Source organism: Streptomyces sp. NPDC050422 (assembly GCF_044458665.1).
GTDB lineage: Bacteria > Actinomycetota > Actinomycetes > Streptomycetales > Streptomycetaceae > Streptomyces.
The window spans coordinates 42,155-66,953 of the sequence record NZ_JBITIE010000011.1 but is presented as its reverse complement, the minus strand read 5'-3'; the positions used below and the strand labels follow the sequence as shown (position 1 = coordinate 66,953).

23 protein-coding genes and 1 riboswitch are annotated in these 24,799 nt (G+C 72.5%); of the genes, 19 read left to right on the top strand and 4 right to left on the bottom strand.

Annotated features, from left to right (window positions below):
- Positions 1-23 precede the first annotated feature (23 nt).
- The 8 genes from ACIBJG_RS18690 (at position 24) to ACIBJG_RS18655 (ending at position 7,598) form a co-directional block, all read left to right on the top strand.
- Complete coding sequence (locus ACIBJG_RS18690) at positions 24-461, top strand: phage tail protein (protein WP_148016756.1); 438 nt, start codon at positions 24-26, stop codon at positions 459-461.
- A 5-nt stretch (positions 462-466) separates the two neighbouring features.
- Positions 467-1,267 carry a peptidase M23 gene (locus ACIBJG_RS18685; RefSeq protein ID WP_399308618.1) on the top strand — a complete coding sequence of 267 codons (801 nt, stop codon included), beginning with the start codon at positions 467-469 and terminating at the stop codon, positions 1,265-1,267.
- Entirely contained in the window at positions 1,264-3,162 is a 1,899-nt protein-coding gene (locus tag ACIBJG_RS18680) for a VgrG-related protein (RefSeq protein WP_399308617.1), read from the top strand. The genes ACIBJG_RS18685 and ACIBJG_RS18680 overlap by 4 nt, the downstream gene beginning before the upstream one ends.
- Positions 3,163-3,195: 33 nt before the next feature.
- Positions 3,196-3,477: a PAAR domain-containing protein gene (locus ACIBJG_RS18675; RefSeq protein ID WP_399308616.1), complete on the top strand. Its 282-nt coding sequence runs from the start codon at positions 3,196-3,198 to the stop codon at positions 3,475-3,477.
- A gap of 6 nt (positions 3,478-3,483) precedes the next feature.
- On the top strand, positions 3,484-3,918 hold the full coding sequence (locus tag ACIBJG_RS18670; protein ID WP_399308615.1) for a GPW/gp25 family protein: 435 nt from the start codon (positions 3,484-3,486) through the stop codon (positions 3,916-3,918).
- Positions 3,915-5,894, top strand: coding sequence for a putative baseplate assembly protein (locus ACIBJG_RS18665; protein WP_399308614.1), 1,980 nt, complete (start codon positions 3,915-3,917; stop codon positions 5,892-5,894). The genes ACIBJG_RS18670 and ACIBJG_RS18665 overlap by 4 nt, the downstream gene beginning before the upstream one ends.
- A gap of 4 nt (positions 5,895-5,898) precedes the next feature.
- Positions 5,899-6,465 carry a phage tail protein gene (locus ACIBJG_RS18660; RefSeq protein WP_399308613.1) on the top strand — a complete coding sequence of 189 codons (567 nt, stop codon included), beginning with the start codon at positions 5,899-5,901 and terminating at the stop codon, positions 6,463-6,465.
- A 608-nt stretch (positions 6,466-7,073) separates the two neighbouring features.
- On the top strand, positions 7,074-7,598 hold the full coding sequence (locus tag ACIBJG_RS18655; protein ID WP_399308612.1) for an NADase-type glycan-binding domain-containing protein: 525 nt from the start codon (positions 7,074-7,076) through the stop codon (positions 7,596-7,598).
- A gap of 39 nt (positions 7,599-7,637) precedes the next feature.
- Here ACIBJG_RS18655 and ACIBJG_RS18650 read toward each other — a convergent pair whose 3' ends face one another.
- The gene (locus ACIBJG_RS18650; RefSeq protein WP_399308611.1) at positions 7,638-8,837 is read right to left on the bottom strand and encodes a four-carbon acid sugar kinase family protein; all 1,200 of its coding nucleotides are present in this window, start codon (positions 8,835-8,837) and stop codon (positions 7,638-7,640) included.
- A gap of 251 nt (positions 8,838-9,088) precedes the next feature.
- On the opposite strand from ACIBJG_RS18650, the gene ACIBJG_RS18645 reads away from it, so the two are divergent.
- The 5 genes from ACIBJG_RS18645 to ACIBJG_RS18625 all read left to right on the top strand — a co-directional run bounded on the left by ACIBJG_RS18645 (position 9,089) and on the right by ACIBJG_RS18625 (position 13,424).
- The gene (locus tag ACIBJG_RS18645; RefSeq protein WP_399308610.1) at positions 9,089-9,541 is read left to right on the top strand and encodes a flavodoxin family protein; all 453 of its coding nucleotides are present in this window, start codon (positions 9,089-9,091) and stop codon (positions 9,539-9,541) included.
- A gap of 203 nt (positions 9,542-9,744) precedes the next feature.
- Positions 9,745-9,857: riboswitch (SAM riboswitch) on the top strand.
- Positions 9,858-9,896: 39 nt separating this feature from the next.
- The gene (locus ACIBJG_RS18640; protein ID WP_399308609.1) at positions 9,897-10,013 is read left to right on the top strand and encodes a putative leader peptide; all 117 of its coding nucleotides are present in this window, start codon (positions 9,897-9,899) and stop codon (positions 10,011-10,013) included.
- 73 nt (positions 10,014-10,086) lie between these two features.
- Positions 10,087-11,313 carry an LLM class flavin-dependent oxidoreductase gene (locus ACIBJG_RS18635; RefSeq protein ID WP_399308608.1) on the top strand — a complete coding sequence of 409 codons (1,227 nt, stop codon included), beginning with the start codon at positions 10,087-10,089 and terminating at the stop codon, positions 11,311-11,313.
- Positions 11,314-11,331: 18 nt separating this feature from the next.
- The gene (locus tag ACIBJG_RS18630; RefSeq protein ID WP_399308607.1) at positions 11,332-12,735 is read left to right on the top strand and encodes an NtaA/DmoA family FMN-dependent monooxygenase; all 1,404 of its coding nucleotides are present in this window, start codon (positions 11,332-11,334) and stop codon (positions 12,733-12,735) included.
- A gap of 161 nt (positions 12,736-12,896) precedes the next feature.
- Positions 12,897-13,424: a GNAT family N-acetyltransferase gene (locus ACIBJG_RS18625; protein WP_399308606.1), complete on the top strand. Its 528-nt coding sequence runs from the start codon at positions 12,897-12,899 to the stop codon at positions 13,422-13,424.
- Between the two features lie 19 nt (positions 13,425-13,443).
- Here the strand turns inward: ACIBJG_RS18625 and ACIBJG_RS18620 are convergent, their stop codons facing one another.
- Positions 13,444-14,385, bottom strand: coding sequence for a LysR family transcriptional regulator (locus ACIBJG_RS18620; RefSeq protein ID WP_399308605.1), 942 nt, complete (start codon positions 14,383-14,385; stop codon positions 13,444-13,446).
- A 96-nt stretch (positions 14,386-14,481) separates the two neighbouring features.
- Between ACIBJG_RS18620 and mdlC the strand changes: the two genes are divergently transcribed.
- From mdlC to ACIBJG_RS18605, 3 genes are read left to right on the top strand one after another with little or no spacing between them, the layout of a single operon-like run.
- Positions 14,482-16,062 (top strand): benzoylformate decarboxylase, encoded by a 1,581-nt coding sequence (mdlC, locus tag ACIBJG_RS18615; protein WP_399308604.1) that lies wholly within the window; start codon positions 14,482-14,484, stop codon positions 16,060-16,062.
- 41 nt (positions 16,063-16,103) lie between these two features.
- Positions 16,104-17,558, top strand: a complete 1,455-nt coding sequence (locus ACIBJG_RS18610) for a benzaldehyde dehydrogenase (RefSeq protein WP_399308603.1) — start codon at positions 16,104-16,106, stop codon at positions 17,556-17,558.
- A 34-nt stretch (positions 17,559-17,592) separates the two neighbouring features.
- Positions 17,593-18,837, top strand: coding sequence for an MFS transporter (locus ACIBJG_RS18605; RefSeq protein ID WP_399308602.1), 1,245 nt, complete (start codon positions 17,593-17,595; stop codon positions 18,835-18,837).
- Positions 18,838-18,958: 121 nt separating this feature from the next.
- Here ACIBJG_RS18605 and ACIBJG_RS18600 read toward each other — a convergent pair whose 3' ends face one another.
- Positions 18,959-19,891: an aminoglycoside phosphotransferase family protein gene (locus ACIBJG_RS18600; protein WP_399308601.1), complete on the bottom strand. Its 933-nt coding sequence runs from the start codon at positions 19,889-19,891 to the stop codon at positions 18,959-18,961.
- 154 nt (positions 19,892-20,045) lie between these two features.
- On the opposite strand from ACIBJG_RS18600, the gene ACIBJG_RS18595 reads away from it, so the two are divergent.
- The 3 genes from ACIBJG_RS18595 to ACIBJG_RS18585 all read left to right on the top strand — a co-directional run bounded on the left by ACIBJG_RS18595 (position 20,046) and on the right by ACIBJG_RS18585 (position 24,051).
- The gene (locus ACIBJG_RS18595) at positions 20,046-21,449 is read left to right on the top strand and encodes a hypothetical protein (RefSeq protein ID WP_399308600.1); all 1,404 of its coding nucleotides are present in this window, start codon (positions 20,046-20,048) and stop codon (positions 21,447-21,449) included.
- Positions 21,450-21,553: 104 nt separating this feature from the next.
- Complete coding sequence (locus tag ACIBJG_RS18590) at positions 21,554-22,807, top strand: AAA family ATPase (RefSeq protein ID WP_399308599.1); 1,254 nt, start codon at positions 21,554-21,556, stop codon at positions 22,805-22,807.
- Positions 22,804-24,051 (top strand): VWA-like domain-containing protein, encoded by a 1,248-nt coding sequence (locus ACIBJG_RS18585; protein ID WP_399308598.1) that lies wholly within the window; start codon positions 22,804-22,806, stop codon positions 24,049-24,051. Before ACIBJG_RS18590 ends, ACIBJG_RS18585 begins: the two co-directional genes overlap by 4 nt.
- 12 nt (positions 24,052-24,063) lie before the next feature.
- On the opposite strand, the gene ACIBJG_RS18580 is transcribed toward ACIBJG_RS18585, so the two are convergent.
- A complete protein-coding gene (locus ACIBJG_RS18580; RefSeq protein WP_399308597.1) occupies positions 24,064-24,663 on the bottom strand; it encodes a TetR/AcrR family transcriptional regulator in 600 nt (199 codons plus the stop codon).
- Positions 24,664-24,799: the final 136 nt, after the last annotated feature.

Below are 24,799 nucleotides of genomic sequence, written 5' to 3'. Positions count from 1 at the left end.
TCACCGATCGAGAGGCATGTGCGATGGCCACCTCCCCGGACGACGACCCCGCCGTCAGCGTCTGCTTCGTCGTGACGATCGACGACATCGAACTCGGGTCGTTCAACACCTGCGACGGGCTGGGCTGCGAAGTGGTCCTGGAGACCCGCGAGGAGGGCGGCAACAACGGGCATCTGTGGCAGCTGCCGACCCGGTTGAAGTACTCCAACGTGAAGCTGTCCCGCCCGCTCACCCGGGAGACGGAGAAGGTGGCGCGCTGGTTCGCCACCATGACGACGGGCTTCAGCCGCAAGACGGCACACATCGAGGCGCGTACCGGGGACGGGCGGAAGGTGGCCCAGTGGGGGCTGCTGGAGGTGGTGCCCGTGCGCTGGACCGGCCCCTCGTTCACTCCCGAGTCGCCCAAGGTCGCGATGGAGACGATCGAGATCGCCCACCACGGCTATGTGATGGAGGGCTGAGCGGCGTGAGCGGTGCGGGACCCATCGCCTTCAGCGCCGCCGGTACGTCGGGGGTGGCGTCCGCGGCGAAGGGCGGCTCGGCCAGGCCCAAGCTGGAGCACGCCTACCTGGAGCTGCGGACGCCGCCCACCGGGGGCGGTCTCACGCCCGGCGGTCCGTGCGGGCGGATCGACTTCCAGTTCAATCCCAAGGAGTTGAGCCTGACCAAGGCCGCTTCCTGGAAGCGCACGCCGGCGAAGGGGGCGAAGAGTTCGGGCCCTCCGGAGTACCAGGGCTCGCAGCCCAGCAAGCTCACCGTCGAGATGTTCTTCGACGCCAGTGACACCCAGGACACCCGGGTCGTGACGTCGGTGGAGCAGCTGTTCGCCTGTTGTGTGCCGACGAGCGAGACCCGGCAGCAGCAGCGGTCGTCCCCGCCCTGGGTGGTGTTCCACTGGGGCGGGCTCACCGGGTTTCCCGGATACGTCAGCCAAGTGGCAGCCAAATACACCCTGTTCACGACCTCAGGGGTGCCGATCAGGGCCGTCTGTCAGGTCACCATGGAGGAGATCAGCGGCGAGACGCCCGGCCAGAACCCCACCTCGGGCGCGTTGGCCGCCCGGCGTGTGCACCGGGTGGCGTCCGGGGACTCGCTGCCGTCGCTGGCCCACCGGGAGTACGGGGACGCCAGTGCCTGGCGGGTCATCGCCGAGGCGAACCGTATCGACGACCCGCTGCGACTCGCGCCCGGGACACAGCTGCTGCTGCCCGCCCTCGACGAGCTGAGCAGGCTCGGCAACGACACGGAGAAGGGGCGGGGCCGATGACCCAACAAGGTGTTGCCACCGCGCTGGTGCTGGAGTTCAACGGCACTCCGCTCCCTGCGAAGTTCGTGAACACCCTGGTCGAGGGGTACGTCGACGACAGCCGTACGCTCCCCGACCTGTTCCTGCTGCGGTTCCGGGACCCCGACCGCATCCTGCTGGCACAGACCGGGCTGAAGATCGGCAGCGAGGCCCGGCTGCTGGCCCGGGCCGGCGGTGACACGGCTCCGAAGCCGCTCCTCGAAGGAGTGGTCACGGCGCTCGAGGTGGAACTCGACGAGACCGGTACGTTCACCGTCGTACGAGGTCTCGACGAGTCGCACCGGCTGCTGCGGGGACGGCGGGTCGCCAGCTACCAGAACATGACGCTCGCCGACATCTGCGGCCAGGTCGCCCAGCGCGCCGGACTGAAGCCGGGAACGGTGGACGTGGCAGGACCCGTCATCGAGCACATCGCCCAGCCCAACGTCACCGACTGGGAGTTCGTGCGCGGGCTCGCCGAGGAAGCCGGTGCGCAGGCGTACGTACGCGACGGGCAACTGCACGTCACCCGCCCCGCCGAGGCGAGCGCGGCGCCGGACGGATCCGCACGCGCCGACCGCGACCCCCTGGTCCTCGAACTGGGCGACAACCTGCTGCGCTGTCGCGCCGGGGTCTCGGCCGCCGAGCAGGTGTCCGAGGTGGAAGTGCGCGGCTGGGACGTCGGGGCGAAAGCGCCGGTGGTGGGCAGGGCCCCGGCCGGTACGTCGTCGACGCTGGAGCTCGGCGTGACGGCGGCCGAGGTGTCCGCCCCGTTCGGCGAAGCGCGGTTCGTGGTCACCGACGCGGCGTACGGCGCACAGGCGCAGGTGGACCGGGCGGCGAAGGCGCTGGCCGAGCGGATCGCGGGGTCGTTCGCGGAGCTGGAAGCGGTGATCCGGGGAAATCCCGAGGTCAGGGCGGGCAGCGCGGTGGCACTGAACGCGGTCGGCGCACCTTTCGAGGGCCGGTACACCGTCACGTCCTCACGGCACGTCTTCGACGCCGTACGAGGGTACGAGACCTGGATCACCGTGTCCGGACAGCAGGAACGCTCACTGTTCGGGCTCACCGGAGGCGGCGGGCAGGGGGCGCAGGGCCCCTCCGGCCGATGCGCCGGACTGGTCAGCGGGACGGTGACGGACACGCATGATCCGGAGGGGTCGGGCCGGGTGAAGGTGCGCTTTCCCTGGCTGTCGGACGAGTACGCGAGCGACTGGGCGCGCACGGCCCAGTCCGGCGGGACGGGCGGCGGCGAGGCCTTCATCCCGGAGGTCGGGGACGAGGTGCTGGTCGGCTTCGAGCACGGGCACCTGGACCGGCCGTACGTGCTGGCCGGGCTGTACAACGGGAAGGACCGGCCCGGGGGAGGCGGGGGCGACCCCGGGGGCGCCGCCGGCCCCGCCGGTGACGGCAGCGACCTCGTCGATCCCACCACCGGAGCGGTGAACCGTCGAGCCTTCGCCTCCAAGAGCGGAAACCAGCTCGAACTGCTGGACGCGGCGAACGGCCCGCAGGGGGTCAGGCTCCGTACCGGCGACGGCAAGCTCACGATCGACCTGGACCGGCGGGGCACGGCCGTCGTCATCAACAGCGACGGCAGCGTGACGATCGAGGCCAAGGAACAGGTCTCCGTCAAGGCGGCCAAGGGAGTCGCGCTGGACGCCGGACGCGGTGCGCTGGAACTCACCGGCGACAGCGTCACGGTGACATCCCGCAGCGGCGTCGCGCTCAACGGTGGGAACGGCAAGGTCGCGCTCTCCACCGGCGGCGCGGTGGAGGTCCAGGGCGGCCAGGTCACGGTCAACGGCACGCAGCGCACGGACGTGAAGAGCGGCGGGTCGGTGGCCGTCAACGCACCCATGATCACGCTCAACTGACCTACCGCAATCAGGGGAAGAGGAGTACACCGCATGCCGTCAGCCGCAGCCGCCCGGGTCACCGACCCCACCGGGCACCCCGGCACGGTCGGTCCGCCAGGGGTGCCGTCGGTCCTGATCGGCGGGAAACCCGCTGCCATGGTGGGCACCTCGCACCAATGCGCGTCACCCGTCGCCCACCCGCCGTCCACGATCGCGCCACCCGGCAGCTCCACCGTACGGATCGGCGGCAGTCCCGCCGCCCGCGTCGGCGACCGGAGCGGCTGCGGATCGCCGGTCGTGTCGGGGTGCGCCACCGTTCGGATCGGAGGCTGAGCCGGGATGGGACAGCAGTTCATCGGAGCCGGCTGGGCGTTTCCGCCCCGCACGGACGCCACCGGGTCCATCGCGCTGGTGCGCGGCGAGCGGGAACTCGAGGAGTCGATCCGGCTGATCCTGGCGACCTCGCCCGGCGAGCGGCCGATGCGGCCGGAGTTCGGCTGCGCCGTCAACGACTACGTGTTCGCCCCCGCCGACGCGGGGACGGCCGGGCAACTCGCGTACGAGGTACGGCTGGCGCTGGAGCGCTGGGAGCCCCGGATCGATGTCACCGACGTCACCGTACGGTTCGACGAGGCCGACAACGGGGTCCTCTACATCGACATCGGCTACTCGGTACGAGGCTCCAACGACCCCCGCAATCTCGTCTTCCCGTTCTACGTGATCCCGCAGCACGCGCAGGAGACGAGCCACGACGACGAGGAGGCCGGCGCGTGACGCTGCCCAGTCCCCATCTGGACGACCGCCGCTTCCAGGGCCTGGTGGACGAGGCCAAGCGCCTGGTCCAGCAACGCTGCCCGGAGTGGACCGACCACAACGTGTCGGACCCGGGCGTCACCCTCATCGAGGCGTTCGCCACCATGGTCGACCAGCTCGTCTACCGGGTGAACCGGGTGCCGGAGAAGAGCTATCTCACCTTCCTCGACCTGATCGGGGTCCGGCTGCACCCGCCCACGGCCGCGCACACCGACGTGACGTTCCGGCTCTCCGCGCCACGGCCCGACCCAGTCGTGGTCCGGGCCGGTACGGAGGTCGCCACGGTGCGCACGGAGACGGAGGAAGCCGTCGTCTTCACGACCACCGAGCAGTTGACGATCACCCCGTGCGCGTTCGCCCATCTCGCTACCTGGCCGGTGTCGGGGGAGGCGGCGGACCGTACGGAGGAGCTGGCGATCGGGCGGGACGTGACGTGCTTCGGGGCGACGCCCGCGCCGGGCGACTGTCTTTACGTCGGACTGTCGGCTGCCGTGCCGGCCGGAGTCGTCGCCCTGCGGCTCGACTGCAAGGTCGAGGGTGTCGGCGTCGATCCGCTGCGTCCGCCGTTGGTCTGGGAAGCCTGGGACGGCACCGCCTGGACGGCCTGCGAGGTCGAGAAGGACGACACCGGAGGCTTCAACCGGTCCGGCGAGCTGATCCTCCACCTGCCGAGGACGCACACCCCGGCGGCCATCGTGCGCCGCACCGGGGGCTGGCTGCGCTGCCGCCTGATCGAGGCCGACGACGGGCGCCCGACCTACCTGGCACCGCCCGTCGTCCGCCGGATCACCGCCTTCACCATCGGCGCCACCGTGGCCGCCGAGCATGCCGAGACCGTCTTGGACGAGGTGCTGGGCGCGGCGGAAGGCGTGCCCGGACAGGCGTTCGCGCTGGCCCGCCCGCCCGTGGTGCCGGGCGACTTCGTGGTCGAGGTGGCCGACCCCGCGAGCGGACCGGACCCGGAGTACAGCCGCTGGACCAGGGTCGACGACTTCGCGCACTCCGGACCCGAGGACCACCACATCACCCTCGACCCGAACACCGGCCGGGTCGAGTTCGGTCCCGCCGTACGCGAACGGGACGGCTCCGTCCGCCACTACGGCGCGGTCCCCGCGAAGGGTGCCACCGTCCGGGTGCGGTCCTACCGCACGGGCGGCGGTCTGCGCGGCAACGTGGCCCGGTCGACGCTGAAGGTGCTGCGCAGCGCGATCCCGTACGTGGCACGGGTGGAGAACCGCCGGCCGGCCCTCGGCGGGGTCGACGGCGAGAGCGTCGACAGCGCCCGGGTGCGCGGGCCCATGACGCTCCGCACCCTGCACCGGGCCGTCGTCCCGCACGACTACGAACTCCTCGCCCGCGACATCGCGCCGGACGCCGCCCGCGTGCACTGCATCCGGGCCGGTGCGGGCGAGGACGGGGACGACACCGACGGTTCCGCCCACGGGGTGCGGCTGCTCGTCGTCCCGGCCGGACGCAGTGACGAGCAGGGCAGGATCGAGTTCGACGAACTCGTTCCTCCCGCGCACACGCTGCGCCTCATCGCCGGGCACCTGGAGGCCCGCCGCCCGATCGGCGCCCGGCTCGTCGTCGAGCCACCGTTCTACCAGGGCGTCACCGTCGTCGCCTCGGTACAGGCCGAGCGCGGTGCGGTCGCGGAGCGCGTACGGGAGGCGGCGCTGGCCGCGCTGTACGGATACTTCAACGCACTGTCCGGCGGGCCGAACGGGCAGGGCTGGCCGTTCGGACGGCCGGTCCAGTCCGGCGAGGCGTTCGCCGTGCTGCAGCGGGTGCCGGGGGTGGACCTCGTGGAGGACGTACGGCTCTACCGCGCCGACCCGGTCACCGGTGAACGCACCGACGCCACGGCCAAGATCCCGCTGGACCGGCACGCGCTGGTCTTCAGCTACGAGCACCAGCTCCGGGTGAGGGGAGCCTAGGGCGATGCGTACAGGTGTCACCGGACTTCCGACCCCGCACCCGCTGATCGACCAACTGCCCGCCGTCTACCTGGAGCAGGACTTCCTCCGGCGGTTCCTCACCGCGCTCGACGACGTGCTCGCGCCGGTGCTGCTCACCATCGACAACCTGCCCGCCCATCTGGACCCGCGCAGCGCCCCCGAGGACTTCCTGGCATGGCTGGCCCAGTGGGTCGCGGTGGAGCCGCACGAGGACAGTCCCGTCGAGCGACGGCGGGACACGGTACGCGGGGCGGTCGCCCGGCATGCGCGGCGCGGCACGGCGGCCGGGCTGGCCGACGCCGTACGGCTGGAGACGGGCGCGGAAGCCGAGATCAGCGAGAGCGGCGGGACGGCGTGGTCCACTGCCCCGCACACGGTGCTGCCCGGCCGGCCACGCCCCTGGGTGACGATCCGGGTCCGGGAACGTCCGGGGCGGGCGATCGACCGGGTGCGGCTGGAGGAACTCATCGGCACCGAGGTCCCGGCGCACGTGGGGTACACGCTGGAGATCCTGCCGTCGGCCGGGGACATGGGGGGCGGTGCGCAGTGATCTGCGAGACGTGTGGTCACCGGAACGCGCCGGGGCGGGAGTTCTGCGCCTCCTGCGAGGCGTTTCTGGCGTGGGAGCCGGAGGGAGAGGGCGGGACGAGCAGGGCGGAGCCCGTGGCGCCGACAGCCGGTGCGCCCGAGCCCGTTCCGCAGGCCGCCCCTCCCGTTGCCCCGCCGTCCTCCGTCGCTCCGGCGCCCGGTCCCGTACGCATCCCCACCACACCGGCCACGCCTGCGCCCTCTCCACCGCCCCCTCCGCCGCCTGCCCCTCCCCGGCCGGCGACGGCTGCCGCTCCCCGGCGACCGGGGGACGCTCCGGACGGACCCGCCCCCGGCCCCGATGCCTGGGCACCCGGGCAAGAACCCAGCGCGCCCGCCCGTCCGGGCCCGTCGGCCGGAGTGCCCGTGGTGTGCCCCAACTGCCGCGCCGAGAACGCGCCGGGGCGCACACTCTGCGTCCGTTGCGCCCTGCTCCTCGATCCGGGGCCGCCTCCCGGCGTCCGGCCTCCGTGGTGGCGGCGGATCCTGCGCAGGGGGCCGGGGAAGGTCCACGCCGCCGGCACGCGGCCACGGCGGGGACGACGCCGGCCGCGGTTCACCCTGCCGATCGTGGTCGTTCTGCTGCTGGTCGGGATCTGGTTCGCACTCCCGCACCTCTCCGGCCTGCTCGGCTTCGCCAAGGAGGAGACGGGGGCCCCGGAGGCGGTCGTACCGTCGGCCTCCCTGAGCTCCAGCGCGGCTTCGGGACATCCGGCTGCTGCGGCCTTCGACGGGTTCAACAACCGGTACTGGGCCCCGCGGGAGAGCGGCGACGGCGTGGGAGAGTACCTGGAGTGCGCGTTCCAGCAGCCGGTCAGGCTGCTGAAGATGGTGGTGTTCTCCGGCACCTCGGCGCGGAAGGACGAGTTCCTCACGCAGGCCAGGCCGGCGCGGATCACGGTCGTCCTCACCTCGAAGGACGGCGAGGAGACGAAGCGGTCGATCAGGCTGGCGGACCAGGCGGGCCAGCAGACCTTCGACGTGCGCGGATCGGAAACGGTCGGTGTGCGGCTCACGGTGGAGTCCGCGTACGGCGCCGACAAGGGGCGCAGGGTGGCTGTGGCGGAGGTCGAGTTCTTCGGCCACGAGTCCTGACGCCCGGGTGATACGGCCCCGACTGCCGTAGCCCTGCGGTCAGGGACGGGGCGCGTCGGTCCGGTCTGCCGAACGCCGGACGAGGTGACACAGCCGCAGGAGCAGCTCGTCGTCGCCGAAACCACCTGCCTTGATCAGGACGGGGAGCGAGGGCGGTACGAGCGGGGTCCCGCGGGCGACGCCGGGCTCGGGTTCGTCGAGCAGGTCCATGCGGTCGACGCCGAGTGCCTGAAGCACGGTCGTGGCCGTCTCGCCGCCGGTCACGACGAGCGCGTCGACCAGGCGCTCCTCGGCCAGTTCCCGTACGACCGCGGCCAGGGAACGGGCGAACGCGCGGGCGGTTCGTGGCGACCGGCGCTCGTCGGGTGTCTGCAGAGTGAGAACGGGGGACGTCAGGGAGCGCAGTGCTTTCACCGTCGGAGCGGGATCATCCCCGACGGTGACTCCCTGCACGTCGGCCTGTGCCCGGAGCACGGCCAGTTGCCGTCGGGTCGACGGGTTGGCACTGCCGACGACGACGAGGGGGCGGCGAGCCGGTGCGGGTGCGGCGGCAACCGCCCCGTCACCGGGTGCGCACCGTCGTGCCAGGGCGGCCGCCAGTCCCGGGGAGCCGACCCACAGCACGTCGTCGAGGTGCGGGACCGCCGCCACGACGCGGTCGAGGTCGTCGTCCGTCGCGGCCGAGCAGACGATCAGCGCGCGTCGGCCGATCAGCACGGGCAGTTCGGCCGCCCGTCCGGGCCCGATCGGAACGGCGTCCGGGAACACCGCCGTGAGGTCCGAGCACCGCACCGGATGCACAGGGTCGCGGGCGAAGCCGCTCTCATGGACCGGCACGCCCCACACGTACTGGACCGCTTGCCGCGTCACCCTGCCCTCCGCGGGGAAGGCGGGGGCGATGACGACGGCTCGTCGCCGCGAACCCGCCCACGCTGCCCGGACCTCGGCCGCGACATGGCCGCGCAGGGTCGAGTCCACCGTCTTGAACAGGAGCGTGGAGCCGGCGAACAGGCGGGCTGCCCGCCCGGCACGCGTCGCGGCGGCTGCCTCGTCAAGCAGCCGGGTTCCCAGGTCGACCGCTGTCACACCCGGGGCCTGCGGGAGTGCTGTCGCCGGGGCGGACAGGAGGACCCGCGCCTCGTGACCGGTCCGGCGGAACGGTGCGGCACCGTCCCCGGCGCTGGTGAGATCGTCCGCGAGGATGCCGATGCTCTGCCGGGCGTCCCGGCCGGACCTCATGCCGCACCTCTGCGTCGACCACTCATGGATGCATAGTCGATGACATCGAGGACACGGGGCAATCGATTCGGCAGATGAGCTCGGCGTCGGTCCTCAGCAGGCCGGACCACCGGAAGCGCCGGAGACGAGTGGTGCCGGCCCGCCCGCGGTGGTCGCGCCGCGCCGGGCGGAACCGGCCGATGCCCGCAGTGCGCGCCGCACAAGGCGGACCGCGCTTGCGGCCGCGGTGCGGGCACGGCAGGGTTCCCGGTGTGGCTACCTTGCTGATCGTGCATCACACGCCCTCGCCGAACTGCCAGGCACTGTTCGAAGCCGTCGTCTCCGGTGCGACGACGGACGAGATCGAGGGCGTACGGGTCGTACGCCGCGCCGCGCTCGCCGCGACGGCGTCCGACGTGCTCGCCGCCGACGGCGTTCTGCTCGGGACCCCGGCGAACCTCGGCTACATGTCGGGCGCCCTCAAGCACTTCTTCGACCAGGTCTACTACCCGTGTCTGGACGCGACGCAGGGCCGCCCCTTCGGGTACTACGTGCACGGCGGCAACGACGTGACCGGGGCGGCTCGGGCCATCGAGTCCATCACGAAGGGCCTCGGATGGCGCCGCGCGGCCGACGCCGTGACCGTCACGGGAGAACCCGCCAAGTCCGACATCGACGCGTGCTGGGAGCTCGGGGCGACCCTCGCAGCCGGTCTGACCGACTGAACCGGTGGCCCCGAACCGGGGCACATCCGGTCCGGGACGACCACCACGGTTGCCAGGAACCCTCCGCAGAAGGGGACTTGCACGGGTTCCGGCCGGACGGAACAGATCGCGCGGCCGCGTTGTTGTGACTCAGGGCACGGCGAGCACGACCATGATCCACGGGGCATTGCGCGGCGCGGCCGTCGCGCGTAGCGTTCGCGGCAGGTCATGAGCGTCAGCGTCAAGCCCTGGCTTGCTGACCGGCAACCCTCCCGCGCGGCGGGGTGCTCCAGGTGACGACCAGGCGGAGCCCGTCCGGGTTCCGCAAGCGCGAGGCCCCAGGGCCCGCCGAGCCGGAAGAGCGGAGGCGAGGGCCATGCCAACGGTGTCCTGCCCGCTCGTCAAGGTGCTCGCCCCCCGGCGCCGCGTCCACCTCTACTCCCGGCCGCACATCGACCTCCAGCGCGTGGCCGGCGCGCTCTGTTGTTCCTGACCCGTACCCGCGACGCCGCACCTCCCGACGAGGCCCGGCGATCATCCACGGTCGTTCAGGAAGGCACCCTCCCGTGTCCGCATCGTCCTCCCCGCACCCTCCCCTTCCCACCCCTCTCCACCTGGCCGTCGCGCTCAACGGCGCGGGCTGGCACCCCGCCGCCTGGCGCGAGCCGGTGGCCCGGCCCGAGGAACTGCTCACCGCCGCGTACTGGACCGACATCGTGACCGAGGCCGAACGCGGCCTGCTCGACTTCGTGACGATCGAGGACGCGCTCGGGCTCCAGTCCTCGCAGTTCGCCGAGCCCGACGACCGCACCGACCAGGAGCGCGGGCGGCTCGACGCGGTGCTCATCGCCGCCCGCGTCGCCCCGCTGACCCGGCACATCGGGCTCGTCCCCACCGTGGTCGCCACCCACACCGAGCCGTTCCACATCTCCAAGGCCATCGCCACCCTCGACTACGTGAGCACCGGGCGGGCGGGGCTGCGCGTCCAGGTGTCGGCCCGGCAGCACGAAGCCGCCCACTTCGGCCGCCGTACGTTCCCGCGCTTCGGCGTCGACGAACTGGACACCCCGGCCGTACGCGAGCTGACCGGCGAACTCTTCGGGGAAGCCGCCGACTACGTCGAGGCGGTGCGCCGCCTGTGGGACAGCTGGGAGGACGGCGCGGAGATCCGGGACGCGGCCACGGGACGCTTCATCGACCGCGACAAGCTGCACTACATCGACTTCGAGGGCCGGCACTTCAGCGTCAAGGGCCCCTCGATCACACCCCGGCCTCCGCAGGGCCAGCCCGTCGTCAGCGCCCTGGCGCACCGGAGCCTGCCCTTCCGGCTGGTGGCCCGCTCCACGGACATCGGATACGTCACCCCGCACGACACCGGTCACGCCGTAGCCATCGTCGAGGAGATCCGCACCGAACAGGCGGCAGCGGGACGGGCGGCGGACCCCCTGCACCTCTTCGGGGACCTCGTGGTCTTCCTCGACGACGACCCCGCGGCCGCGGCGGCCCGCCGCGACCGTCTCGACGGCCTCGCGGGACACCCGTACTCCAGCGACGCGAAGGTGTTCACCGGCACACCCGCGCAACTGGCGGACCTGCTCCAGGAATGGCAGTCGGCAGGGCTCTCCGGCTTCCGGCTGCGCCCCGCCGTGATCGGCCACGACCTCCCGGCGATCACCCGCGACCTGGTGCCGGAACTGCAGCGCCGAGGCGCCTTCCGGACCGCCTACGAGGCCGACACCCTGCGCGGGCTGCTCGGACTCGCCCGCCCCGCCAACCGCTTCGCCACCGTCTGAGCCGGAGGGACCACCGACATGAGCACCAGCAACGGCGCCGGCCACAGCACCGGCAAGCCGCTCAAGCAGATCCATCTCGCCGCCCACTTCCCGGGCGTCAACAACACCACCGTGTGGAGCGATCCCGCGGCGGGCAGCCACGTCGAGTTCAGCTCGTTCGCGCACTTCGCCCGCACCGCCGAGCGCGCCAAGTTCGACTTCCTGTTCCTCGCCGAGGGGCTGCGCCTGCGCGAACAGGGCGGTGAGATATACGACTTGGACGTGGTCGGGCGCCCCGACACTTTCACCGTGCTGTCCGCCCTCGCCGCCGTCACCGAACACCTCGGCCTCACCGGCACGATCAACTCCACGTTCAACGAGCCCTATGAGGTGGCCCGCCAGTTCGCCAGCCTCGATCACCTCTCGGGTGGGCGCGCGGCGTGGAACGTCGTCACCTCGTGGGACGCCTTCACGGGCGAGAACTTCCGCCGGGGCGGATTCCTGCCGCAGGAGGAGCGGTACTCCCGGGCCAAGGAGTTCCTCGCCACGGCCAACGAGCTGTTCGATTCATGGCGCGGCGACGAGATCGTCGCCGATCAGGGGTCGGGGACCTTCCTCCGGGACGTGCGGGCCGGATCCTTCGTGCACAAGGGGCAGCACTTCGACATCGAGGGGCAGTTCAACGTCCCGCGCAGCCCGCAGGGCCGCCCGGTGATCTTCCAGGCCGGCGACTCCGACGAAGGACGGGAGTTCGCGGCGGAGGGCGCCGACGCGATCTTCAGCCGCTACAGCACCCTCAAGGAGGGGCAGGCGTTCTACACGGACGTCAAGGGCCGCCTCGCCCGCCACGGCCGCACCCCTGACCAGCTGCTGATCCTCCCCGCGGCGACCTTCGTCCTGGGCGACACCGACGCCGAGGCGCAGGAACTGTCCCGCGAGGTCCGGCGGCAGCAGGTCAGCGGTGCCACCGCGATCAAGCACCTCGAGTTCGTCTGGAACCGCGACCTCTCCTCGTACGACCCCGAGGGACCGCTCCCCGACATCGATCCGGACCTCGGCGAACACACCGTCGCCCGCGGCCGCGCCCAGGTGCGCATGTACCGTGACCCGCTCGCCACCGCCCGGGAGTGGCGGGAGCTCGCGGCCGCGAAGAACTGGTCGATCCGCGATCTGGTCATCGAGACCGGAAACCGTCAGGCCTTCGTCGGCTCGGCGGCCACCGTCGCCCGGACCATCAACGACTTCGTCCAGGCGGACGCCGCCGACGGCTTCATCCTCGTCCCGCACATCACCCCCGGCGGGCTGGACGTGTTCGCCGACACGGTGGTGCCCCTCCTCCAGGAACGCGGAGTGTCCCGTACCGAGTACGAGGGAACGACCCTGCGCGACCACCTCGGCCTGCCTCACCCCGACGCCGTCGCGGCCCGGCGGGTGGCCTCATGAGGTTCCTGCCCAGGGTCCTCGGGCGCCTGTCGATTCTGTCCGGCTCCACGACGGCCGACGCGGAATCCGGCTGATCGGCAACACCGTCGTGAGGCGCCTGCGCCGGCCGTTTTCATCCGGCGCACTGTTTTCATCCGACGCACTGTGACGAGGGATCAGCCATGGGCAACAGCACCGCGATCCGCCTGATCGAGCCCACCGACGCCGCTCCGATCGCCGCGCACCGGGTGCGAGACCTGGAGGCCTTCCGGCGGTGGGAACCGGCCCAGCCGGCCGGCTTCTTCACCCCGGAGGGCCAGGTGGAGCGGATCGACCGTCTGCTGGCCGGACACCGGACCGGCGGGGTCTGGCCGGGCGTGGTGCTCGCCGACGACCAGGTGATCGGGCAGATCACCGTCGGAGGCATCCTGCCGCAGCCCCACCTGCGCCGCGGCTCCGTCGGCTACTGGATCACCGGTCTCGCCCAGGGCCAGGGCCATGCCGGGCGCGCCGTCGGGCTCGCACTCCGGGTGATGACGGACGAACTCGGGCTGCACCGCGCCGAGGCGTCGACCCATCTGGAGAACCTGCCGTCGCAGCGGGTGCTGCGCCGCAACGGGTTCAGCCCGTACGGCGTCGCGCACTCCTCGATCCTTTTCGACGGGAGCTGGCGGGACGGGCTGCTGTGGGAGCGGATTCTCGGCGAATGAGAGGCTCCCGGGACAGCCCTCAGCCCCGGTCGCCGCTCCACGGCGGAAGCTGGGCCGGGCTCACCTGTTCGCCGAGGACCTCGGACATGAAGTGGACCAGCCACCGCTGCGCGGGGCTGCGCGACGACTCGTGCCGGGCGTACAGAGCCACCTCGATCGGCTCGGTGTCGAACGGCAGCCGTACCAGCCGTACTTGATGGGAAGCGGTGAACACCTCACCGACGTACTCGGGCACGATGGCGATCAGGTCCGTCTGTTCCAGGACGTACGGAAGGATGGACAGCCGGGTCACCTCCAGAGCCACCCGGTCCAGCAGTCCGTGCGACGCCAGCACCGCCCTCGGCGTGATGTGACCACTGGGGCCGAACACTGTCGCGTGGCTCTCCTCCGCGAGGTCCGTGAGCGTGACGGACTCTCCCCGGACGCGGGGGTGGCCGGCCGCGACCATGCCGACGTAGCGCTCGCGGAAGAGCGGGATCCGCACGATCTGCTGCGGTGACAGCACCGGCGTGGCCACGAACGCGTCGAGGTCCCCGCGACGCAGCTGGCCCTCGGCCTCGTCCACGTCGAGCGGCCGGATCGTGAAGGAGACCCCGGGCGCGCGCTCACGTGCCGTCGCCAGGAGGCGGGGGAGCAGCGTCGCCTCGCCGAGGTCGGTGAGGGCGACGGTGAAGCGCCCGGACATGCTCCCCGGATCGAAGTCATCGGCCTGGCGTGCCGCGCCGTCGATCTCCGTGAGCGCGCGCCGCAACGGCTCGTACAGCCGCCGCGCGTCGGCCGTCGGGGCCAGCCCCCGGCCGGTGCGGCGGAACAGCTCGTCGCCGAAGTGCCGGCGGAGCCTGCCCAGGCTGTAGCTGACCGTGGGCTGGGTGACGTGGAGTGTGTCGGCCGTCGCCGTGACGCTGCCCGTCTCGTACAGCAGCACGAAGACGCGGGCCAGGTTGAGATCGAACTCCTTCATATAGATGGATTCTATATCGCAGCACGGAAACATCTATTGGCGTTCATGTCGCGGTCTCCCTAGCGTGTCGCACGTCACTCCCGGAAAGGAACGTCCGTGCCCTCCGTGCGCCGCATCTCCCATGAACTCCTGGAACGCCAGGGCCTCACCACCGTCTTCGGTAACCCGGGCTCCAATGAACTGCCCTTCCTCGCCGGCCTTCCCGAGCCGTTCCGCTACGTGCTCGGGCTGCACGAGGGTGCCGTCGTCGGCATGGCCGACGGGTATGCCCAGGCGACCGGGCGCCCGGTCCTCGTCAACCTGCACGCCGCCTCCGGCTCGGGCAACGCGATGGGCGCGCTCACCAACGCCGTGGCCTCCCGGACCCCGCTCGTGATCGTCGCGGGACAGCAGGTACGGCCCGCCGTGGGGCCGGAGGCCAATCTGGCCAGCGTCGACGCCCCAGCGCTCATGAAGCCCCTCGTCGGCTGGGCCGCGGAACCGGCATGCGCCCAGGACGTCCCGCGCGCGCTCGCCCAGGCGGTCTTCGAAGCGGAGCTTCAGCGCCGGCCGACCTACCTCTCCGTCCCCTACGACGACTGGATGGCCGAAGCCGACGAGAACAGCCTCGCGGTGCTCGACCGGCGGGTCCACCGCGCCTCCACGCCCAGCGAGGAGCAGGGCCGCCGCCTCGTCGACCAGGTCACCGCGGCCCGGCGCCCTGCGCTCGTCCTGGGCGGCGACATCGACTCCGCCGGCCTCCTCGACGACGCCGTCCGGCTGGCGGAGCGCCTGGGCGGGCCGGTGTGGGCGGCACCCTCGCTCTTCCGGCTGCCCTTCCCAAACCGGCACCCGTTGTTCCGCGGAGTGCTGCCCGCCGGGATCGCCCCCATCTGCGAGGCCTTCGAGGGCCACGACCTCGTCCTCGTGCTCGGGGCGCCGGTGTTCCGCTACCACGAGTACCTGCCCGGCCGCTATCTGCCCGAAGGCACCCGGCTGATCCAGGTCACCGACGACGCGTCGGCCGCCGCACGGGCGCCCATGGGGGAGGCCCTGGTCGCCGCCCCCGGAGCCGTCATCGAGCTGCTGCTGAAGGCGCTCGACGCCCCGGCCACGCCCCCGGGCGCGTACCGCCCCTCGCCCGGGCCGCTCACCGCCGGCGGGACGAAGCTGCACCCCGAGGAGGTGTTCGCCGCCCTGCGGGACGAGCAGCCGGAGGACACCGCGTACGTGGTCGAGTCGACGTCGACGAACGCCTCGTGGTGGCGGCAGATGGACCTGCGCCGCACGGGCTCCTACTACTTCCCGGCCGCCGGCGGCCTGGGCTTCGGCCTGCCCGGCGCGGTCGGGGTCGCGATGGCCCAGCCCGGCCGCCCGGTCGTCGGCGTCATCGGCGACGGATCGGCCAACTACGGCATCACCGCGCTGTGGACCGCCGCCCAGCACCGGATCCCGCTGACCATCGTGCTGCTGCGCAACGGGACGTACGGCGCACTGCGGTGGTTCGGCGACCTGCTCGGCGTACCGGACGCACCCGGCCTGGACATCCCGGGCCTGGACTTCACCCGGATCGCGGAGGGTTACGGCGTCCGGGCCCGCCATGTCTCAAGCGCCGGGGAACTGCGCGCGGTCCTCGCCGAGAATCCGGAAGGACCCCGGCTCATCCAGGTGGACACGGCACTGACCACCCCCGCGTAGCGCGTGTGCTCATCACCTCTCGACAGAAGGAAGGCAGAAGCATGACAGTTCTGGACAACGGCGTCTGGAGCGGGAGGTTCTTCAGCGACGGCTGGCAGGACTCCACTTCGACGTACCCCGTGCTCGAACCGGCCACCGGGGAGCAGCTCGGCACCGTCGGCGCGGCCACCGCGGACGACGTACGCAGGGCGGCCACCCGGGCCGCCGAGGCCCAGCGAGAGTGGGCGGCGACCTCGCCGCAGCAACGGGCGGCCGTCCTGCGCCGCGCGGGCGAGATATTCCGGGAGTGCGCCGACGAGGTCGAGGGGTGGCTGGTGCGTGAGGCCGGCTCCGTACGGGCCAAGGCGGGCTTCGAGGTGGAGCTCGCGGTCGGCGAGTGCTTCGAGTGCGCCGGGCTGCCGACCCACCCCCAGGGCGAGGTGCTCACCTCCGAGGACGCGCGCTGGTCGTTCGCCAGGCGCCGCCCGGCCGGCGTCGTGAGCGTCATCGCACCCTTCAACTTCCCGCTGATCCTGGGGCTGCGCTCGGTGGCGCCCGCACTCGCCCTGGGCAACGCGGTGCTCCTGAAGCCGGACCCGCGTACGGCGGTCAGCGGCGGGGTGGTCATCGCGCGCGTCTTCGAGGAGGCGGGGCTGCCCGCCGGGGTGCTGCACCTGCTGCCGGGTGACGGCGCCGTCGGGCAGGCGGTCGTCGAGGCCCCGGAGGTCAGGGTCGTCTCCTTCACCGGGTCCACCCCGGTCGGGCGCGCCATCGGTGAGCGGGCCGGGCGTCTCCTCAAGCGGGCGCACCTGGAACTGGGCGGAAACAACGCGCTCGTGGTCCTGCCCGGTGCCGATGTGGCGAAGGCGGCCTCCGCCGGGGCGTTCGGGTCCTACCTCCACCAGGGCCAGATCTGTATGACGACCGGCCGCCACATCGTGCACGCGTCGCTGCTGGAGGAGTACACGGCCGTCCTCGCCGCGAAGGCCAAGGCGCTGCCGGTGGGTGACCCCGCCCGCGAGGACGTGGCACTCGGGCCGATCATCGACCGCCGGCAGCTGGAGCGGGTCCACGGCATCGTGACCGACAGCGTGGCAGCGGGCGCTTCCCTCGCGGCGGGCGGTGAGATCGCCGGAGCCGGCTACCTCGCCACCGTACTGACCGGGCTGACACCGGACATGCCTGCCTGGCGCGAGGAGATCTTCGGCCCCGTGGCGCCCGTCATGGGCTTCTCGGACCTCGACGACGCAGCCCGGATCGTCAACGACTGCGAGTACGGGCTGTCCGTCGGCATCCTCGGGGACGTCGGTACGGCGATGAAGCTCGCCGACCGCATCGAGTCCGGCAAGATCCACATCAACGAACAGACCGTCAGCGACGAGCCCAACGCGCCCTTCGGCGGGGTCAAGGCCTCCGGCACGGGGTCCAGGTTCGGTGGCGCCGCCGCGAACATCGAGGCGTTCACCGAGGGCCAGTGGATCACCGTCCGTCCCGATATCGCCGACTACCCGTTCTGACTCCGGTCTCCCGACAACGCTGAGGGGAATCCCCATGACATCTGTCATTTCGTCCGAGGCGCCGGACCGGGCCGGCCGAAGCAACGCGTGGACGGTGGTCCTGTGCTGGACCACCGTCATGCTGGAGGGCTACGACCTCGTGGTCCTGGGCGCCATCATCCCGACCCTGCTCAAGACCCACCATCTCGGCATGACGGCGGGCGACGCGACCACCATCGCGACGCTCTCGCTCGTCGGCGTCGCCATCGGCGCGGTCTCCGTCGGCCCGCTCGCCGACCGGCTGGGGCGCCGCCGCCTGCTCATCGGCTCGGTGGTGCTGTTCTCGGTGTTCACGTTGGTGGTGCCGCTCGCCGACTCCGTGGGCATGTTCGCCGCCCTCCGCCTCATCGCCGGGCTGGGCCTCGGCGCCTGCATGCCCGTGTCGCTCACGATCATGTCGGAACACATGCCGGCCGACCGCCGGGCGCGGGCCAGCACGCTGACGATGACCGGTTACCACACCGGCGCCGTGATCACCTCGCTGCTGGCGCTCCAGGTCACCGACAACTGGCAGGTCCTCTTCTACGTACTCGGCATCGCCGGCCTCGGCGTCGCCGTCATCCAGTGGTTCCGCCTCCCGGAGTCCGAGGCGTTCGTCCGGGCCAAGGAGAAGACCGGGCAGCGCGTCCCGTTCACCGAACTGCTCAAGCCCGCTTACCTGCGCGCGGGCATCGGTATCTGGGTGGCCTCCTTCATGGGCCTGCTGCTGGTCTACGGCCTCAACACCTGGCTGCCCAAGCTCATGAACGACGCCGGCTACCCCGTCCCCGCAGCCGTCACCCAACTCCTCGTGCTCAACGTCGGTGGTGTGGCCGGACTGATCGTCGGCGGGCTCGTCGCCGACCGGCGGGGCATCAAGGGCACCACCCTCGGCTGGTTCGGCGCGGCCGTGCTCATGCTGGCGTGCCTGAGCGTCAAGATGGACAGCGACCTCCTGCTCAACGTCGTCATCTTCTTCACCGGAGTGTTCGTCTTCTCGGCCCAGGTCCTGGTCTACGCCTACGTGACGAACTTCTACCCGGCCGACATCCGCAGCACCGCACTCGGGTCCGCTTCGGGCATCGGCCGGATCGGCTCGATCGTCGGCCCGTCGATCACCGGAGCCCTGGTCGCGTCCGGGATCGGCCATCCGTGGGGCTTCTACTTCTTCGCGGCGGTCGCGGTCCTCGGCTTCCTCGCGGTACTGACCCTGCCACGCACCGCGCGCGGCCCCCGGGAGGAGTTGGGTACCGCCGCCTGACACGGTCCGGGACGAGTCGTCCACCACCCCGCGGCGGCACGGGCCTTCCTGGTTCCGTGCCGCCGTACCCGTGTCGTGCGGTCCCTGCGGAGTCCGCGGACCTGCCGTGCGCTCGGGGCGGTCAGGTGCGGTCGGTGAGCAACTCCGCAAGGGCGTCGGCGAATTCGGTGAGCCGATCGCGCTGTGGGCCGCTGCGGGCCCTGCGGAACCCGTGCCGCCGCACCCAGAACGCGGCTTGGACCGCGTGAAGTTGTGCCCAGCGCCGGGTGCGCTCGCGGTCCAGTTCCGCGGCCTCCGTGAAGACGTCCAGTGTGCGGTCCACCGCCCTGCGCAGGTCTTCCGCCCCGAGGAGGGACGGGACCCGGGACTTGAGCAGGGTGCCGCCGTCGTACGCGGGGTCCCCCACGTGCCCCTTGGGGTCGACGGCCAGCCACGGCTCCCGTTCGGCACGCAGGATGTTCCTGGCATGGAGGTCGCCGTGGATGAGGATGTCCGGCTGGCTGCCACCCAGTTCGCGCGCCGTCGCCACGGCGGCGTCCAGCACACGGCGGGGCAGCGAGTGGTTCAACTCCGCTGCGTCCCTGCGCACCTGCTCCTCCCAGGCCCCCGCCTGCTCGCACAGCCGGGGCAGGCCGGACGGGGCCGCCACGGCCAGCCTGCGGCTGATCCGCCCGGCCACCCGCACGACTTCGTCTTCGTCCTCGACCTCACCGAGGTTCGACGGCCCCACGCGCTCCAGCAGCATCGAGAAGTGCTCGCCGTCGCGCGCGTACAGGCGTACGGCTCCGCGTCCGTCCCACGCCGCGAACGCGTCCGGCTCATGAACGTTGCCGGGGTGCGGGAACGACACCTTCAGCACGGCGTCGGCCGCACCCCGCCGCCGAACCGGGACGACGAGGCCGACGCCCCCGTACATGACCTCGCCGTCCGGAACGCACTCCCAGCGCCCGCACAACTCGTCGACCACTGCGGGCAGTCCGGCGATCCAGGCAGCACCGGGCGCACCCTCACGCCCAACGGTGCCGCGCACGAACGCCTCGGGGATCTCGACCATCCCGGCACCCTACGCGCTCACCCCGCATGCGGCGGCTGCCGACGGGCCACGCTAAAACACCTGGCGGGCACGGGGGCGGGAGGCTAGGCTGCCTCGCGATGACGACACACACTGATCACAGATTGGGGGACCCGTCCGCGCAAGGTGAGTGCTGATGCTCACTGAGAACGCGAATCGGGACCCTTTCCTCTCCTTCTGGCTGCGCGTACGCGAGTTTGCCGTGCCGCCCTCCATGATCGACACCGCGACTGCCCGCCGCCGTGCCGGTGACTGGGCGGGGGCATGCGCTGCCGCGGGCATCGACGTCGATCTCCAGCTGCGCTCGCTGGCTCGCACTCACGGCCGCGAACTCACCGCCCGGGTACGGGCCGACCTGCGGCACCTGGTGCCGGATCTGCTGCGCTGGCACCTGCCGAGGATCGCCCCGTTCGGGCTGCTGCGCCCGGGGCTGACGATCACCCTCGCACGGTACGACGCCGAGGCACCGGGCGCCCCCGGCCACCCCGTCCACCTCGTGGTGCGGACCCCGCCCGCCTGGGCCGACGCCGGCCAGCGGATCAGCCTCGCCCTGTGGGACGGGACCCGCTCCGACGCGGGCGCCCGCCGCCATCCGCATCCCCGGCCCAGCCGGCGCTTCCGCCTCGACCTGCACCGTCACCTGTGGGACGCGCGCAGGACGGGCGAACTGCTCGTCCGGTCGGGAGCCGACCGACCGCCCGCCGACGCCATGGACCCGGCCGTGCCGGACCAGGTGCCGCCGGGGCGTCGGGTCGCCGCCGGACGATGGGCGGCCGAGGCGGCCCTGCTGCTGGGGGCCGAGGGGCGGGCCACCGGAACCTTCGTCGTCCGCTTCGGGGGCCGGCACCGGCTGCTCCTCGAACTGGACGGCGACGGCGACGGCGCAGGCCCGCCCGCACTGCGGATCGCGGAGGCGTCCGCGGCCGGCGCCCGCTCCGTGCTGCCGGTCCTGCCCGACGCCGCGACCTGGGCGCTGCCCGACCTGGAGCTCATCCGTAGCGGGGCGTTCGAGGCCGACCGGCTGCACCCGCTGGTCGTCCGGGCGTTGCTCCCGGAGCACGCGCCGGCCGGGCCCGCACCGGTTCCCGACGCGGCCGGACAGCCTCGCCTCGTGGAATGCCGTGGAGCGCGGCACCGGATCGGCCTCGTCGACGGGGCGCTGGCCCCACTCGACCACGACCCGGCCGAACTCCGCCGCGAGGAAATCCTGGCCGCCCTGACGGGCACACCGATGCCCTGTCTCCAGGCGGTCGACGAGGCCCACCGCCGCCCGGACTGCCTCACCGGTGTCCGTGAACGCCTGGACCACGGTGACATCGAAGGTGCGCTGGCCGTCGTCGAAGGCCTGCTGGGCCCCGGTGCGATCCTGCGCAGCGGCCCTCTGCGGGACGAGCTGGAAACCGCCGCGCTGCGACGGATCGCCTACGGGCTGTTCCGGGCGGACCTCGCCGGGTCCGGGGCCCGCCACCCCCGTCCGGAATTCCGGCGCTCCCGGGACCGCCGGCCGTACCGGCATCCGTTTCACGCGACCGTCCGCTGATCCCGACGGCCCCGCTCCGCGCAATCATCCGCTGATCCGGGGGCCTTCGTCCCACGCTCGAAGCCCTGTCCACATGCGTACCGAGACCCCTCAGGTGACCACACATGCCCACACGCACCCTGCCCGCCCCCACCCACAACCCGGCCCCGGCCTCCCAACTGGACGTCGCCGGCGAGCTGATGGCCCTCCTGCGCGACACCACCACCGAACCGCGCCCCGACACCCAGCTGGAGGCCCTCACCCTGGCGGTCGCCGCCGACCTGCCGGTGCTCCTGTGGGGCGAGCCGGGGATCGGCAAGAGCGCCGCCCTCACCCAGCTCGCCGAGTCGCTGGAACTCCCGCTGACCACGGTCATCGCCAGCGTCCACGAGCCGTCCGACTTCTCGGGGCTGCCCATCGTCGGTGACGATCCCGCGGAACAGGGTGTCCCGATGGCACCGCCGGACTGGGCGGTGCGCCTGGTGCGGGCGGGCCGCGGGCTGCTGTTCCTCGACGAACTGTCCACCGCCCCGCCCGCTGTGCAGGCCGCCCTGCTCCGTCTCGTACTGGAGCGGCGGATCGGTGCGCTCCGACTGCCGCCCGGCGTACGGATCGTGGCCGCCGCCAACCCCCGCTCGTCGGCGGCCGACGGATGGGAGCTCAGCCCGCCGCTCGCCAACCGGTTCGTGCACCTCCAGTGGGTCCACGACCACGAGGTGGTGGTACGCGGTCTCGGCGGGACGTGGCCGCGGGCGACCCTGCCGCAGCTCGCCCCCGAACGGCTCACGGAGGCGGTGGACTTCGCCCGCCGCGCGGTGTGCGGACTGCTCTCCGCCCGCCCCGCGCTCGTCCACCGGCTGCCCACGGGGGAGACGCGCCGGGGCGGAGCCTGGCCCTCGCCGCGGAGCTGGGAGATGACGCTGCGCCTGATCGCGTTCGCGACCGCGGCCGGCGCCTCACGCGACGTGCTGTCCCTGCTGGTCAGGGGCACGGTGGGGGACGGGCCGGGGCTGGAGCTGCTGGCGAGCCTGGACCGGATGGACCTGCCGGACCCGGAGGACCTGTTGGCTGACCCGGCGGGCGCCGACCTGCCCGAGCGGGGAGATCTGCGCCAGGCCGTGCTCGACGGCGTGGTGGCGGCGGTCCGCCGGACTCCGGAGAAGTCCCGCTGGGACGCGGCGTGGGCCCTTCTGGTCCGGGCGCTGGAGACGGGGGCTCCGGATCTGGTCGTCGTCCCCGCGACGACACTCGCCACACTGCGGCAGCAGGACTGGGACGTGCCGGAGTCGATCGAGGCGCTCGTCGGAACGGTCTCGCTCTCCCGGCGCGCCGAGCAGGCAGCGGCCCGTGCCGCGGTGGCCACCAAGGCCCGCCGGTGACCCCGGGCGAAACGGGGGCGCTGGACCTCGACAAGCTCTTCGCCGCCCGGCTGCAGGCGGCCCGGGCCCGCCCCTACCTGGCGACCGCACTGTTCGCCCTGCACACCGTGGAGTCGCGGCGGGTCCCGACGATGGCCGTCGACCGCCACTGGCGGTGCTACGTCTCGCCCGCCTTCGTGGACCGCACACCGGTGGAGGAACTCGCCGGTGTGTGGGTGCACGAGGTGTCGCACCTCCTGCGCGACCACCACGGGCGCAGCGACCGGTTCGCGCGGGAGCACGGTCCGGCCGGTCCGGCGGAGCGGCTGCGGATGAACATCGCCGCCGACTGCGAGATCAACGACGACGTGTTCGGCGACGGACTGGTGAGGCCCGCGGGGGCGGTGGAGCCCCGGCATCTGGATCTGCCCGCGGGGGAGCTCATGGAGGACTACCTGCGGCAGTTCCGGCTCGGACCGCGTACCCAGCACCTGGCGTGGCTGGACTGCGGCAGCGGCGCCGACGGCCTGGAACGGGAATGGGACCTGGAGCCGGACGGGGCCCACGGTCTCAGCGCACAGGAGCGGGACGCGGTGCGTTTCCGGGTGGCCCAGGGCATCATCGGCCGGCCGGGGAAAGCCTCGAAGGGGTGGAAGAGGTGGGCGCAGGAGGCGTTCCACCCGCCGCAGCCGTGGCGGCAGTTGCTGGGGGCTGCGCTCCGGTCGGCGGTGTCGGGTCCGGGGGCGGGCGAGGACTACACCTACGGCCGTCCGGCCAGGCGTGCGGCCGGGGTGCCCGGTGTCGTTCTGCCGAGCCTGCGCCGCAGGCCGCCGCGGGTCGCGGTGGTCGTCGACACGTCGGGTTCGGTCAGTGACGCCGAGCTGGGCAGTGCGCTGCTGGAGGTCGCCGCCATCTCCCGTGCCGTGGGCGGCCGGCGGGACCTGGTCACCGTTCTGGCCTGCGACGCGGCGACCCGCGTCGTGCACCCGCTGTGCCGTGCCGAGGGGATCCCGCTGGTCGGCGGTGGCGGCACGGACCTGCGCTCGGGTTTCGCCAAGGCGCTCCGGTCGCAACCCCGGCCGGATGTCGTCGTGGCCCTCACCGACGGACAGACTCCTTGGCCGAGCTCGCCGCCGCCGTGCCGGACGGTGGTGGGTCTGTTCGACCGGCCCCACGCGCAGAGATGGGACGAGGATTCCGAGTACGTTCCGGACGCACCGCCCGAGTGGGCGCGCACGGTGGTCATCGGGGCCGTCGCTTCGTGAACCGTACGGAATCTACGGCTGAGCCGGCGCTCCGCCCGCGCCGGGCGCCCCCGCCCGCAGCCCGTCCATCACGAGGTCGAGCAGCCGGGCGGCCCTCGGCTGCCAGTCGCTGTGCGGGTCGAGCTGCCACAGGCCGGCGATGGCGAGCAGGAAGTCGTCGGGGGTCACCCCCGGGCGGATGGTGCCCGCCTCCTCGTTGGCGTGCAGCAGGATCGTGATGCCGCGGGTCACCGGGCCGTGGCCCAGCTGCCCCAGGCTGCCGCACGGGCCGGCGGTCGCGCGCAGGGCGACGGCCAGCCCGGCCTTGGCCATGGCGTACTGCGCCAGCCGGTCCATCCACTCCCGCAGGGCCCGGTCGGGGGCGCGGGTCCCGAGCAACTGGGCCGCGGTGTCGGCGACCTGTTGCATCTCGTAGCGGTAGACCTCAAGGACGAGCGCCTCGCGGTTGGGGAAGTTGCGGTAGAACGTCCCCTGGCCGACGCCGGCCTTCTTCGCGATCGCGCTCACCGGAGCGTCCGCCGACCGCGTCAGTTCCACCAGGGCGACTGCCAGGATGCGTTCGCGGTTCCGTTGCGCGTCCGGACGCTGGGGCGTGCTCTTCTCCTCGTCCACGCCTCCTCCTTCCGGAAACACGGCCACGACGGTCTTGCTAAGCGGACAGCTGTCCGCTAGGTTCGACGAATAAGCGGACACGTGTCCGCTTCACCCCATCCTAGCGGTAGATCCGGCCAATGTGGCCGACCGGTGT

Coding starts and splice junctions, on each gene's coding strand:
- ACIBJG_RS18690 (WP_148016756.1), top strand. CDS start 24: ATGGCCACCTCCCCGGACGACGACCCCGCCGTCAGCGTCTGCTTCGTC.
- ACIBJG_RS18680 (WP_399308617.1), top strand. CDS start 1,264: ATGACCCAACAAGGTGTTGCCACCGCGCTGGTGCTGGAGTTCAACGGC.
- ACIBJG_RS18675 (WP_399308616.1), top strand. CDS start 3,196: ATGCCGTCAGCCGCAGCCGCCCGGGTCACCGACCCCACCGGGCACCCC.
- ACIBJG_RS18670 (WP_399308615.1), top strand. CDS start 3,484: ATGGGACAGCAGTTCATCGGAGCCGGCTGGGCGTTTCCGCCCCGCACG.
- ACIBJG_RS18660 (WP_399308613.1), top strand. CDS start 5,899: ATGCGTACAGGTGTCACCGGACTTCCGACCCCGCACCCGCTGATCGAC.
- ACIBJG_RS18650 (WP_399308611.1), bottom strand. CDS start 8,837: ATGAGGTCCGGCCGGGACGCCCGGCAGAGCATCGGCATCCTCGCGGAC.
- ACIBJG_RS18640 (WP_399308609.1), top strand. CDS start 9,897: ATGCCAACGGTGTCCTGCCCGCTCGTCAAGGTGCTCGCCCCCCGGCGC.
- ACIBJG_RS18630 (WP_399308607.1), top strand. CDS start 11,332: ATGAGCACCAGCAACGGCGCCGGCCACAGCACCGGCAAGCCGCTCAAG.
- ACIBJG_RS18625 (WP_399308606.1), top strand. CDS start 12,897: ATGGGCAACAGCACCGCGATCCGCCTGATCGAGCCCACCGACGCCGCT.
- ACIBJG_RS18620 (WP_399308605.1), bottom strand. CDS start 14,385: ATGAAGGAGTTCGATCTCAACCTGGCCCGCGTCTTCGTGCTGCTGTAC.
- ACIBJG_RS18610 (WP_399308603.1), top strand. CDS start 16,104: ATGACAGTTCTGGACAACGGCGTCTGGAGCGGGAGGTTCTTCAGCGAC.
- ACIBJG_RS18605 (WP_399308602.1), top strand. CDS start 17,593: ATGACATCTGTCATTTCGTCCGAGGCGCCGGACCGGGCCGGCCGAAGC.
- ACIBJG_RS18600 (WP_399308601.1), bottom strand. CDS start 19,891: ATGGTCGAGATCCCCGAGGCGTTCGTGCGCGGCACCGTTGGGCGTGAG.
- ACIBJG_RS18595 (WP_399308600.1), top strand. CDS start 20,046: ATGCTCACTGAGAACGCGAATCGGGACCCTTTCCTCTCCTTCTGGCTG.
- ACIBJG_RS18590 (WP_399308599.1), top strand. CDS start 21,554: ATGCCCACACGCACCCTGCCCGCCCCCACCCACAACCCGGCCCCGGCC.